Source organism: Rhizobacter sp. (assembly GCA_021153565.1).
Taxonomy (GTDB): domain Bacteria; phylum Pseudomonadota; class Gammaproteobacteria; order Burkholderiales; family Burkholderiaceae_C; genus Albitalea.
On the sequence record JAJKJU010000377.1, the window covers coordinates 1 to 12,185 of the forward strand.

Consider the following 12,185-nt stretch of genomic DNA (forward strand, 5'->3'; position numbering starts at 1 on the left):
ATTTCGAACGTGTCCGAGCAGCACGTCAAAAGGCGCCTGATCTAGGCGCAAAGCGCAGCCATAGCTTGGCTATGGCGAGCATTTGCAACGACGAGCATGGGTCTTTTGGCGTGATGAGCGGGCATGATCGAAAAACTCTCAGCCTCTGAATGCAGCGCCACGTCAAGCCAGCGCCCGACCGATCAGAATTTTTTGAACATCACTCGTGCCTTCATAGATCTGGCACACGCGAACATCGCGGTAGATACGCTCGACCGGGAAGTCGGTGACGTAGCCGTAGCCGCCGTGAATCTGGATCGCCGCACTGCACACCGCCTCGGCCATTTCGCTCGCAAAGAGCTTGGCCATTGCGGCTTCCTTCAAGCATGGCTGCCCCGCATCCTTCAGACTCGCGGCGTGATGGATCAACTGCCGTGCAGCTTCGATCTTCATCGCCATCTCGCCCAGGCGGAACTGCACGGCCTGGTGCTCGAAGATGGGCTGGCCGAAAGCCACGCGTTCCTTCGAATACCGTAGCGCCGCCTCGAACGCCGCACGCGCCATGCCGACGCTTTGCGCAGCGATGCCGATGCGCCCGCCCTCCAGGCCCGATAGCGCGATCTTGAGGCCCTGCCCTTCATCACCCAACAGGTTGGCTGCCGGCACGCGACAGTTCTCGAACAGAATCTGTGCGGTGTCGCTTGCATGCTGGCCCATCTTGTCTTCAACGCGGGCCACGACGTAGCCTGGTGTCGAGGTAGGCACGATGAAGGCGCTGATGCCCTTCTTGCCGGCGGCCTTGTCGGTGACCGCCATCACGATGGCAACATCACCGTTCTTGCCGCTCGTGATGAACTGTTTCACGCCGTTGAGAACGTAGTCGTCGCCGTCCTTCACAGCCATTGTCTTGAGGCCGTCTGCCTGCGAGCCTGCGTGCGGCTCGGTGAGGCAAAAGGCGCCAAGCATCTCGCCGCGTGCGAGGGGCTTGAGCCATTGCTCCTTTTGCGCAGCATTCGCCCACGCCATGAGGATGGAGCACACCGGGCAGTTGTTCACGCTCACCACGGTCGAAGTCGCGCCGTCACCCGCGGCAATCTCCTCGAGGATCACGGCCAGGCTCAGGTAGTCGAGCCCGGCCCCATCCCATTCGGTGGGCACGGCCACCCCATAGCAGCCGAGTTCGGCCAGGCCGCGCAATTCATCTTTCGGAAAATGGCAGTCGCGGTCCCACTGTGCCGCCTTTGGCGCGATGTTGTCTTGCACGTAGGCGCGAACGGCGTCTTGCACCGCGCGGTGGTCTTCGCTGAGAAGCATGTATTTGTCTCCGGTGGCCTGTCGCTCGCGCGTCCGATCAGAGGCTCAACCTCCCAGGCTTGCCGACCGGACGCTAAGGACATGGCCCAAAACAATTTTCCGTTTTGGGGGCGCAGAGCGGGCGCCCTGCGCCCCCAAAACCAAAAATTATTCCGGGCCATGTCCTGACAAGCCGTCAAAAAAACGCGTCAGACCAGTTCCACTGACAGGGCCGTGGCTTCGCCGCCGCCGATGCACAGCGCCGCCACGCCCTTCTTCAGGCCACGCTTCTTGAGCGCGCCGAGCAGCGTCACGACGATGCGTGCGCCGCTTGCGCCAATGGGGTGGCCAAGCGCGCATGCGCCGCCGTGCACGTTGACGATTTCATGTGGCAGCTTGAATTCGGCCATCGCAGCCATCGTGACTGCAGCGAAAGCTTCATTCACTTCCCACAGGTCCACGTCCTTGGCGGTCCAGCCGGTCTTCTTCAGCACCTTGTCGATGGCTCCCACAGGCGCGGTGGTGAACCAGTTCGGCGCGTGCGCATGCACGGCATGTGCACGGATGCGGGCCACCGGCGTGACACCCAGCTTTTTCGCCGTCGATTCGCGCATCAGCACGAGTGCGGCAGCGCCATCGGAAATGCTGGAAGAGGTGGCGGCGGTGATGGCTCCGTCCTTCTTGAACGCTGGCTTCAGGCCCGCGATCTTGTCGAGCCTGGCCTTGAACGGCTGTTCATCGAACTTGACGACCGTGTCGCCGCCCTTGCCGGCGATCGTGACAGGCGCGATTTCCCAATTGAAGCTGCCGTCTTCATTGGCCTTCTTCGAACGCTCGGTGGACGCGATCGCGAACGAATCCATCGCCTCGCGCGTGAACTGGTACTTGGACACGCACTCTTCAGCGAACACCCCCATGGCCTTGCCGCCACCGCTGGGCAGCTTCTCGTAGGCGTCTTCCAGGCCGTCGATGGCCATGTGGTCGTACAGCGAAGTCATGCCGTACTTCACGCCCTTGCGCATCTGGGTGAGGTGCGGTGCGTTGGTCATGCTTTCCATGCCACCGGCGACGACGATGTCGGCGCTCTCGGCGCGAAGCATGTCATGCGCGAACATCATGGCGCGCATGCCGGAACCGCACATCTTCGACAGCGTGACGGCACCCGCCGATTGCGGCAGGCCCGCACCCAGTGCGGCCTGGCGGGCAGGCGCCTGGCCCTGGCCGGCCATGAGGCAGTTGCCGAGCAAAACTTCGTTCACCGCGTCACCGGTGATGCCAGCGCGCTCGACCGCGGCCTTCACCGCAATTGCGCCGAGTTGATGCGCTGCCAGGGACGAGAAATCACCCAGCAAACCGCCGATGGGCGTGCGGGCGGCCGAGACAATGACGATGGGGTCTTGGGACATGGTTAGCTCCTTGTGGGACAGAAGATGCATCACTGCGGTGATGTCGAGAATGAAGCCGTCGCTGCGGCAGCTTGCGCCTCCCGCAGCCTGCGCTGGTGCTTGAAGCGCTTGCTCGCTTCGTACGGGAACACATCATGCACATGGCCGGCGAGGATGCGCTCTTTGTGGCCTTGCCAGAACGACGCATCGAGCAAGTCGGCGTGGTGCTTCAGGAAGACCTCGCGCACAGTCGGATTGCCGAGCAGGAAAGGGCTGAAGGTTTCGGGGAAGATGTCCTTCGGACCGACGCGGTACCAAACTTCGCTGGACATCTCTTCTTCCTCGGTGCGAGGCGTCGGCACCCGCCGGAAGTTGCATTCGGTGAGGTATTCGATCTCGTCGTAGTCGTAGAAGACGACCTTGCCGTTGCGCGTGACCCCGAAGTTCTTCCACAGCATATCGCCGGGGAAGATGTTGGCCGCTACCAGGTCCTTGATCGCGTTGCCGTACTCGACCACCACGCGCTCGATCTGCTCGCGCGTGGCGTCTTGCAGATAGATGTTGAGCGGCACCATGCGACGCTCGATATAGACGTGGCGGATGACGATGGTGTCGCCCTCTTCCTCGATCAGGCTCGGGCAGAAATGCTTGAGCTCGTCGATCAGTTCTTCTTCGAAACGGGTGCGGGGAAAAGCCACGTTCGAGTATTCGAGCGTGTCGGCCATGCGCCCTACGCGATCATGTTGCTTCACCAGCAGATACTTGCTCTTGATGAGCTCGCGCGTGGTGTCCTTCTGCGGCGGATAGAAGTCCTTGATCACCTTGAACACGAAGGGAAAGGACGGCAAGTCGAACACGAGCATCACCATGCCCTTGATGCCGGGCGCGATGCGAAAGCTGTCGCTCGAATGCCGCAGGTGATAGAGAAAGTCGCGGTAGAAGAGGTTCTTGCCCTGCTTTTGCAGACCGATGGCGCTGTAGATTTCGGAGCGCGGCTTGCGCGGCATCATCGACCGCAAGAATTGCACGTAGGCCGAGGGCACCTCCATGTTCACCATGAAATAGGCACGAGCAAAGCTGAACAGCATCTGCAGCTCGTCCTCGCCGAAGAGCACGGTGTCGATGGTCAATTGACCTTGCGGCGTGTGAAGAATCGGCAGCGCAAACGGTGTCTCGTTGAAGCCGTTGATCACCTTGCCCACCACGTACGCGCCCTTGTTGCGAAAGAAGAGGCTGGCCAGCACTTGCACCTGGAAGTTGGCTCGGGCCTTGAAGTCGCCCAGTTGCGTGAGCACGGCCGACAACACGTGGTTGACGTCACGATCCAGGTCTTCGAATGGGACCTCAAGCTGAAAATTGTTGACGATGCGCAGCCATGTGTCGCGCAACGAGTCCTTGCTTGGGTAGTAGGCGCGGTAGGTCGGCAGCGATGCGGGCTCGTCGTTCTCGATGTACTCGGTGGACACAGCCGGCCGCACGAAGATGAAGTCGTTGTTGAAGTAGCTGTGGTGCAGGATCTTCGTCGTGACCGAGTTGAAGAATGTCTCGGCGCACTCGGGCTGGTGATGGTTGGTGAGCAGCCCGATGTAGTGCAGCTTGACTTGCTGCCACACGTCCATCGACAGCTCGCTCGCGTTGAATTCGCGCTGCAGGCGTTCGGCGCCTTCATCGACGCGCTTGTCGTAGAACTCGATGCGCTCGCGTTGCGCCCTCTGCTGGCCGTGCCAGTCCGCCGCCTCGAAACGCGCCTTGGCCTCGGCACTCGCTTCGCGGAACAGACGGTAGTGGCGGTTGAAACCGTCAAGCATGGCCTGCGCAATGTCGAACGCCCGGCTGTCGCTCAGGGCGCGAGGAAACATCATCGGGCGTTTCATGTTCATGATGTTGCGGCGCGGCAATCAGGAAGTGTATGCAGTGACGCCCCGCCTGCCCGAAGGCGTTAGGACATGGCCCGGAATAATTTTCCGTTTTGGGGGCGCAGGGCGGGATGCGATGCAACGCGCTCCGAGCGCCGTGTGGCGAGCCACACAAATGAGGAGCAACGCCGCAGCGCGCCCGCCCAGCACCCGCAAAACGGCAAGTTGTTTCGGGCCATGTCCTTACATCGTCTCGGCGAACAACTCGCGACCGATCAGCATCCGCCTGATCTCCGAGGTGCCTGCTCCGATTTCATACAGCTTTGCATCGCGCCACAAGCGGCCAAGCGGGTACTCGTTGATATAGCCGTTGCCGCCAAACACCTGGATGCCCTCGCCCGCCATCCACGTCGCTTTTTCGGCGCACCACAGGATCACGGAAGCACAATCCTTGCGCACCTGCCGGACATGTTCAGCCCCGAGCATGTCGAGGTTCTTGCCCACCGTGTAGCAGAACGCGCGCCCTGCCTGCAGAACGGTGTACATGTCCGCCACCTTGCCCTGGATGAGCTGGAATTCGCCGATGCTCTGGCCGAACTGCTTGCGGTCGTGGATGTAGGGCACGACGTTGTCCATCACCGCCTGCATGATGCCAATCGGGCCGGCGGCAAGCACGGCGCGCTCGTAGTCCAGCCCGCTCATCAGCACCTTGGCCCCGCCATTCAAGGCACCCAACACGTTCTCGGCCGGCACTTCGACGTTGTTGAAGACCAGCTCGCCCGTGTGGCTACCGCGCATGCCGAGCTTGTCGAGCTTTTGCGCGATGGAGAAGCCCTTCATGCCCTTCTCGATGAGGAAGGCCGTGACGCCGCGCGCGCCGAGTTGCGGCTCGGTCTTGGCGTAGACGACCAGCGTGTCCGCGTCGGGCCCATTGGTGATCCACATCTTGTTGCCGTTGAGCACGTAGTAGCCGTTCTTCTCTTCGGCCTTGAGCTTCATGCTGATCACGTCCGACCCCGCGCCCGGTTCGCTCATGGCGAGCGCGCCGACATGTTCGCCGCTGATCAGCTTGGGCAAGTACTTGCGGCGCTGGGCCTCGGTGCCGTTGCGCTTGATCTGGTTCACGCACAGATTGCTGTGCGCGCCGTAGCTCAGGCCCACCGAGGCAGACGCGCGGCTGATTTCTTCCATCGCGATCATGTGGGCGAGGTAGCCAATGTTGGCGCCGCCGTATTCTTCGGACACAGTCACGCCCAGAACGCCCAAGTCACCCATCTTGCGCCACAGGTCCATCGGGAACTGGTCGCTCTCGTCGATCTCTGCGGCACGGGGCGCGATCTCGGCCTGAGCGAACTCACGCACCGCATCGCGCAGAGAGTTGATGTCGTCGCCGAGCTGGAAGTCGAGGCCGGGCATGTTCATGAGCTGTATCTCCGTTCGTTCAGCTGGGTGGCCTTGAACTCGATGGTCGAATCGGTGACGTCCACGGGCTGCACCTGTAATTGACGTTTACGTAAACGTAAATCATATCGTAGTGTCGGGGCCGGACGGACCTTCGATTCATTCACGCCGTCTGCTCTGTCGCATAAGCCGGACGGCAAGAATGGACGGACGGCGCCGCTCCAGAATCAGCTCATGGCAGCGACCCTTCGCAACCAGATCCTCAAGCGACAGCACTCCTCCTCGAGGATCTCACATGTCTATGATGGTTCGGGCGCTGGGCCTGCGCAACCTCAAGCAACTATCTTCGCGGCCCGCCCCGCATCTGCCACAGTGGCTTCTTGCCCTTCAGGTGCCGCTCGATGCCGTCGTTTAACCGGCTGCGTAAATCAACCACTTCGTCGAAGTGACCATAGATGTCGGGGAAGCGCAGATCCAGCCACAGCCACAGCGTGCAGGACCGCAGCGCCAGCTCCATTCGATCGAGGCGACTGTGTTCATCCACCTCGTCGAGAAACCACGGTGTGCCGGCCTTGCCAGTCAGGGTATGGTTGTGCGTCCAGTTGAGAAAAGCCTGCACCTGCGTTTCGGTGCGGGTGTCGACTGGCGCCTGAGCGTAGATGAAGCGCTGTTTGAGCGGGAGCTTCAGCGCCGTGCCGTCGAGCTGCTCGGCGAGTTCAAGCATCTGGTCGAGCTCGGCCACCTCGAAGTGCGCGTCGTCGAGCTTCAACTGGTCCATGAACACGTCGAGCACGGCACGTAGCCGCGTGAGGTTCAGGCGCGATGCAATGGTGTTCACGTGCCACCAGTTCGGCGCGACAGGTGCTTTGAAGTCGCGCGGCGCACGCGGCATCTTGGGCAGCAATTCCTTGAGCGTTCGCGCAGCATGCGGCTCGGCTTCGCGAAGCACGCCGACGAACCCCTCTTCGTGCATGCCATAGCGGCCGGCGCGACCCGCGATCTGGTGAACTTCGGATTCGTCGAGCGGCCGGTCCGCCTGCCCGTCAAACTTGGTCATGGTGCTGAAAAGCACACGCCGAATCGGCAGGTTGAGCCCCATGCCGATGGCGTCGGTTGCAACGAGGATGTGCGACGCGCCGTTTGCGAAACGCTCCGCCTCGCGACGCCGTACCTCCGGCGGCAACGCGCCATAAATTACCGACACCGGATGCCCGTTCGCCGCCACCTGGTCGCGCAGCATCAGGACGTCTCGGCGGCTGAAAGCGACGACCGCATCGCCTTTCTTCAGAGCGGCGATGGGGATCGGTCCGGGCAACATCTCGACATGCTGCTTGCGCTCGAACATCCGCACGGTGCAGTTCTCGCCGCACAGTTTGAGCAAGCTCTCGATGGCCGGCACGGCGTAGGCCGAACAGATGATGATGACCTCGTTGGCCGGCACGCCGACGATGGCCTGCGTCCAGGCCCAGCCACGCGACAGGTCAAAGATCATCTGCGCTTCGTCGATCACTGCCACATCGATCGGTCGGGTTGTGTTGACCATCTCGATGGTGCTCGACACCACCCGCGCATCGGGCGCGGGCACATTTTCTTCGCCGGTCAGCAGCGAGCACGCCACGCCGCGCATGACCAACCTGTCGCGCCCTTCGAGCGCCAGCAGACGCAGCGGCGCGAGGTAGGCACCGTCATGGGCTTGCGCCAAGCGCTCGAAGGCGGCGTGCGTCTTGCCGCTGTTGGGCGGGCCGACATAGAGCGTCACCGAGCGCTGCAGGTGGCGCGCGGTTTCGAAAGTGTCCGGATAGCCCTGAAAAGCCAGTTCGTTGTTCAGGACTGCCAGGGTGTCGAGTTCGGCGACGCGGTGCTCCCAACGGTCTTGTGCCCGGCTGCAGGCAGCTTTGAAATCGGCAAAGGCTTGGGGCTTGGCGCATTCAGCCTGCAGCCGTGCAAGCAGGGATTCCATGTGCTCGGGGTGACCTGATGCGCTGCGTGCGATGAGCGATTCGAGATGTGCGGCGAGCTCTTGCGCGTGCGGGTAGGGCGGCGGCAGGCCCAGCGCATCGGACAACGCTCCGAGGTCACCCGTTCGATAGAAATCCCAGACCATGGCAGATTCGATCGGAACGCGAAAGGCCACACGCATGGCCCACCCCGGCACCGACAAATTCAAGGTCTGGGTGACGAGCCGCTCCCATCCGTTGCGAAGTCGCGTAACGCCCAAGGCTTCGAGCGCGGCCGTGTGCGCAAGCATCAACGATCGCACGTTGGGGCCGGTTCCCACCACGTCGATGTGCCTCAGCGCGTCGTCCATCAGCTCCGGCGCAATCCATCGGCTCGGGCGCGCGCCCGCTGCGGCCTTTTGCAACAGGATCATGCCGAGCGTGTCGAGGTAGCACTCGAAGCCCGGCGTATGTTCGTCAATGAAGTCGGCAGGTTTCACGACCTGCGGCAAGGTGTAGGCGTTCTGTTGGATGCGTGCGACTTGCTCCGCAGTCAGATGTTGCGGCACGCGGCTCGCGTGCTTTGCGTGCGGCAGCTTGAGTGCGTCCGGCTTGGCGGGGGTCTTGTTGTGTGACATTCGAGGCGCGCGATTCAGTTTTGCGTTTCCTGCAGAAAGCGCACCTTGACGCGCTTGCCTTTGACCTTGCCGGCATTGAGCTTGTTCAGCGCCTGCTTCGCGATCCTCCGGTCCACCGCGACATAGGTCGAAAACTCTGTCACGTTGATCTTGCCGACTTGGGCCGCCGTGAATCCGGCCTCGCCGGTCAGCGCCCCCAGCACGTCGCCGGGACGGATCTTGTCCTTGCGGCCACCGAGGATTTGGAGCGTCACCATGGGCGGCAACAGGGGCTCGCTGCTTGCAGCTGTCAATTCACTCAACTTGTGCCATTGCGTGGGGGTGCCCTGCATCACTTCGATGCGACCGACACGTCCCATCTCATCCATGCTTGCGAGGCTCAGCGCCCACCCTTCTTCGTCAGCACGGCCCGTGCGCCCGATGCGGTGCGTGTACAAATCAGGCTCCGGCGTCACGTCGACGTTGATCACCGCTTCGAGCTGATCGATGTCGAGCCCACGCGCGGCCACATCGGTCGCCACGAGCACCGAAGAACTGCGGTTGGCGAACTGGATCAACACCTGGTCACGATCGCGCTGCTCGAGATCGCCGTGCAGCGCGAGTGCCTGAAAACCTTGCGCTGTCAGCACATCGATCAAATCGCGGCACTGTTGTTTGGTGTTGCAAAACGCGAGTGTGCTCACTGGCCTGAAATGCGCGAGCAAGAGCGACACCGCATGCAGGCGCTCGTCCTGTTGCACCTCGTACCAGCGCTGACGGATCTTCGTCGCAGCATGCCGCGACTGAAGCTTTACCTCTTGCGGCGAGCGCAGGAATTGCTTTGTCAGCTTGTCGATGCCTTCTGGATATGTCGCCGAAAACAGAAGCGTCTGGCGCTCCTTCGGGCACTGTTTCGCCACCGCCGCGATGTCGTCGTAAAAGCCCATGTCGAGCATGCGGTCGGCTTCGTCCAGCACCAAGCTGTTGAGCGCTGAAAGATCGAGGCTGCCGCGCTCCAGGTGATCGAGGATTCGCCCGGGCGTACCCACCACGATGTGCGCGCCGTGCTCGAGGCTGGCGATTTGCGGACGCATGGTGGCGCCGCCGCACAGGCTCAGGATCTTGATGTTCTCTTCGGCACGCGCGAGGCGGCGCATTTCATCGGTGACTTGCGCGGCGAGTTCGCGTGTCGGACAAAGCACCATGGCCTGCACGGCCATTCGTCCGGCGTCCAGCCGTGCGAGCAAAGCCAGTGCGAAGGCCACCGTCTTGCCGCTTCCGGTCTTGGCCTGAGCGATGAGATCGTGGCCCGCGAGTGCGATTGGCAAGCTCGCCGCCTGGATAGGCGTCATTTGCTCGTAGCCGATCCGTTGAAGGTTCTCGAGCATCGCCCCCGTCAGCGGCAACTTGCCGAAGGAATTGGCTTCTGATGCGGCTGTAATAGATGTTTTAGATTGGGACATAGACAGCTGGTAATGATCGGCGACACATACCGATGGTATGGTGTGGATTCACTCTGAAGGATCTCATGCCCAAAACAGTGAACCGCGACGTCTACACGCCGCCTTCGATGCGGATAGCAATGCCCCGACTGGGACTCTTGCGCAATGACCTGCCGACCACCGTCGATTTGCTCAAGCGCCGCCGCGCCGACCTGATTTCCGAAAGCCTGATAGACGACTACGTCGCCCTCAACTGGCTCGAATGGAACGGCGGTGGACTCAAGCTGACCATCACCGGCGAGAACCTGTACAAGCAAATGGTCGTACGCACAGACGACAGCACAAACCCCTGATCCGGTTCGCGCATCCCTTCGGGATAGCCTGGGCAACCGGCGTCGAGGTCATCCTGCCTCGCGTGCGCATATTCGGTCCGGCGCGGCGCAGCGCCGTGCGCCGGCGGTGCGGAGCCAGGAAACACGCCAAGCGGGGTGCGATTCAAACTGATGTGAAGTCATCAACACCCGTTCGCCCTCAGGACTGGGTCGCTTCGCGATCGAAGGGCTTGTGGAGCGTCGGGATGGGGCTTCGATACGCCGTAGGCGTACCCTGTCCTGAGGCATCGAAGGGTCAGCCTGAACGGAAATCGGTGTCCGCAACCTGAAGCGTACACATCAGTTTGAATCGCACCCCGCCAAGCGTGACCCGACACTGAAACACCTTGTCCCCTTCGCCGCTGTGCGACGGATCGGGAAAGCGGCGCTCGATGAGCGATGCGGCCGACCGTGAGCCGCTGCAGCAGCAACGTCAGCGGCAGCACCCAGAGCACGAAGAACGGTATCAGAGGCTGAGAGTCTTTCGAGCGTACCCGAGCAGCGCGTCAAATGGCACCTAGGCGCAAAGCGCAGCCATAGCCCGGGCTATGGCTGCGCTTTGCAACGACGAGCAGGGATCTTTTGACGTGATGAGCGGGCATGATCGAAATGCTCTCAGCCTCTCAGCCACCCGGCCACCGCGCAGCCGACCGCACCAAGCGCCCAACTGGCGATGCCGACCGTGTCATGCAGGCAGTCACCCGACATCACAGCGATGGCCGCACAGACTTGGACTCGATACATGGGTTCTTTGAGCGTGGGTCGGCGCCGCGAAGCTGTCTTCTTCCGGCCGAATCGTCGACTTTTCCACAGAGAGGAGCCTGTGTAACAAGCGGTAGATAGCAACTCTCCTGTGCAGGGGCCGATACCCATGGGGAACATCACCAGATTCCCAGGGAGGAACGGAATGATCAGCACCTGCGGCGCCGCCCGGCGCCAGAGCCATCGGCACACGTCGCGCGGTCCCTGCGGCACGAGACGCCTGCGCATGCACATGGGTGTGCTCTGCCGCACCCCGCGCGCTTTCCTCTTCGCGGAGGACGCCCAATGAGCCTTCCTACCGATGCCCGGACCCTGTATGACCAGACCGCCAGCGGCTGGTCCCGGCGCCTACCGATGTCGCTGTCGGACTACACGGCCAGACCCCGGGTGATGGTGCTGTGCGAGCCGATTGCAGGCGAGCGCGTCCTCGACCTCGGCTGCGGCGAGGGCTACTGCAGCCGAGAGCTGCGCCGGCTCGGCGCGGGCGAGGTCGTTGGCCTGGACGTCTCCGAGCGGATGATCGATCTCGCACGCCAGGCCGAGGCCGCGCAGCCGCTGGGCATCCGCTACGACGTCGCCAACGCCGCGCAGGCGGACCTCGGGACAGGTCACTTCGACCTCGTCGTCGCGGTCTTCCTCTTCAACTACTTGAGCGTCGCCGAGATGCACCGGACGATGGCCAACGTGCACCGCACGCTGGCGCCAAACGGCCGATTCGTGTTCGCCGTGCCGCACCCCGCCTTCGCCTTCATGCGACAGCCTGCACCGCCGTTCTATTTCGACGTTGGCAGCGCGGGCTACTTCAGCGCCCGCGACGAGCGCTTCCCGGGACAGATCTGGAAGCGCGACGGCAGCTCTCTGGACGTGCAGCTGGTGCACAAGACGCTCGAGGACTACTTCGCAGGGCTGCGCTTGGCGGGCTTCGACGCCATGCCGACCGTGACTGAGCTCGCGGTGACCCACGACATGGTCGAGATCGACAAACCGTTCTTCGGCCCACTTCTCGATTTCCCTTTGCACATGGCCGTCAAGGTCACCCGTGCCTGAGAGGCTGAGAGTATTTCGATCATGCCCGCTCATCACGCCAAAAGACCCCTGCTCGTCGTTGCAAATGCTCGCCATAGCCCGGGCTATGGCTGCGC

General features: G+C 62.3%; 9 protein-coding genes. 2 read left to right on the top strand and 7 right to left on the bottom strand.

What is annotated here, in order from left to right; all coding sequences use genetic code 11:
• Positions 1 to 162: 162 nt before the first annotated feature.
• The 6 genes from AC30NL_RS23095 to dbpA form a co-directional block, all read right to left on the bottom strand.
• Positions 163 to 1,293 (bottom strand): acyl-CoA dehydrogenase family protein, encoded by a 1,131-nt coding sequence (locus AC30NL_RS23095; protein ID WP_489466319.1) that lies wholly within the window; start codon positions 1,291 to 1,293, stop codon positions 163 to 165.
• Between the two features lie 188 nt (positions 1,294 to 1,481).
• The gene (locus AC30NL_RS23100) at positions 1,482 to 2,678 is read right to left on the bottom strand and encodes an acetyl-CoA C-acyltransferase (RefSeq protein ID WP_489466320.1); all 1,197 of its coding nucleotides are present in this window, start codon (positions 2,676 to 2,678) and stop codon (positions 1,482 to 1,484) included.
• Positions 2,679 to 2,707: 29 nt separating this feature from the next.
• A complete protein-coding gene (gene aceK / locus AC30NL_RS23105; protein WP_489466327.1) occupies positions 2,708 to 4,516 on the bottom strand; it encodes a bifunctional isocitrate dehydrogenase kinase/phosphatase in 1,809 nt (602 codons plus the stop codon).
• Positions 4,517 to 4,756: 240 nt separating this feature from the next.
• Positions 4,757 to 5,935: an isovaleryl-CoA dehydrogenase gene (locus AC30NL_RS23110; RefSeq protein WP_489466321.1), complete on the bottom strand. Its 1,179-nt coding sequence runs from the start codon at positions 5,933 to 5,935 to the stop codon at positions 4,757 to 4,759.
• A 319-nt stretch (positions 5,936 to 6,254) separates the two neighbouring features.
• Entirely contained in the window at positions 6,255 to 8,489 is a 2,235-nt protein-coding gene (locus AC30NL_RS23115; RefSeq protein WP_489466322.1) for a helicase-related protein, read from the bottom strand.
• Positions 8,490 to 8,503: 14 nt separating this feature from the next.
• Complete coding sequence (gene dbpA, locus AC30NL_RS23120) at positions 8,504 to 9,931, bottom strand: ATP-dependent RNA helicase DbpA (RefSeq protein ID WP_489466323.1); 1,428 nt, start codon at positions 9,929 to 9,931, stop codon at positions 8,504 to 8,506.
• A 65-nt stretch (positions 9,932 to 9,996) separates the two neighbouring features.
• Here dbpA and AC30NL_RS23125 point away from each other — a divergent pair, with 65 nt between their 5' ends.
• The gene (locus tag AC30NL_RS23125) at positions 9,997 to 10,263 is read left to right on the top strand and encodes a hypothetical protein (RefSeq protein ID WP_489466324.1); all 267 of its coding nucleotides are present in this window, start codon (positions 9,997 to 9,999) and stop codon (positions 10,261 to 10,263) included.
• A gap of 633 nt (positions 10,264 to 10,896) precedes the next feature.
• On the opposite strand, the gene AC30NL_RS23130 is transcribed toward AC30NL_RS23125, so the two are convergent.
• On the bottom strand, positions 10,897 to 11,025 hold the full coding sequence (locus tag AC30NL_RS23130; RefSeq protein ID WP_489466325.1) for a hypothetical protein: 129 nt from the start codon (positions 11,023 to 11,025) through the stop codon (positions 10,897 to 10,899).
• Positions 11,026 to 11,328: 303 nt separating this feature from the next.
• Here AC30NL_RS23130 and AC30NL_RS23135 point away from each other — a divergent pair, with 303 nt between their 5' ends.
• A complete protein-coding gene (locus AC30NL_RS23135; RefSeq protein ID WP_489466326.1) occupies positions 11,329 to 12,090 on the top strand; it encodes a class I SAM-dependent methyltransferase in 762 nt (253 codons plus the stop codon).
• The last annotated feature ends 95 nt before the right edge of the window (positions 12,091 to 12,185 follow it).

What these genes read in the sequence shown, in the direction of transcription:
- AC30NL_RS23100 (WP_489466320.1), bottom strand. Translation starts at nt 2,678, where the DNA reads ATGTCCCAAGACCCCATCGTCATTGTCTCGGCCGCCCGCACGCCCATC.
- dbpA (WP_489466323.1), bottom strand. Translation starts at nt 9,931, where the DNA reads ATGTCCCAATCTAAAACATCTATTACAGCCGCATCAGAAGCCAATTCC.
- AC30NL_RS23110 (WP_489466321.1), bottom strand. Translation starts at nt 5,935, where the DNA reads ATGAACATGCCCGGCCTCGACTTCCAGCTCGGCGACGACATCAACTCT.
- aceK (WP_489466327.1), bottom strand. Translation starts at nt 4,516, where the DNA reads ATGTTTCCTCGCGCCCTGAGCGACAGCCGGGCGTTCGACATTGCGCAG.
- AC30NL_RS23115 (WP_489466322.1), bottom strand. Translation starts at nt 8,489, where the DNA reads ATGTCACACAACAAGACCCCCGCCAAGCCGGACGCACTCAAGCTGCCG.
- AC30NL_RS23125 (WP_489466324.1), top strand. Translation starts at nt 9,997, where the DNA reads ATGCCCAAAACAGTGAACCGCGACGTCTACACGCCGCCTTCGATGCGG.
- AC30NL_RS23130 (WP_489466325.1), bottom strand. Translation starts at nt 11,025, where the DNA reads ATGTATCGAGTCCAAGTCTGTGCGGCCATCGCTGTGATGTCGGGTGAC.
- AC30NL_RS23095 (WP_489466319.1), bottom strand. Translation starts at nt 1,293, where the DNA reads ATGCTTCTCAGCGAAGACCACCGCGCGGTGCAAGACGCCGTTCGCGCC.
- AC30NL_RS23135 (WP_489466326.1), top strand. Translation starts at nt 11,329, where the DNA reads ATGAGCCTTCCTACCGATGCCCGGACCCTGTATGACCAGACCGCCAGC.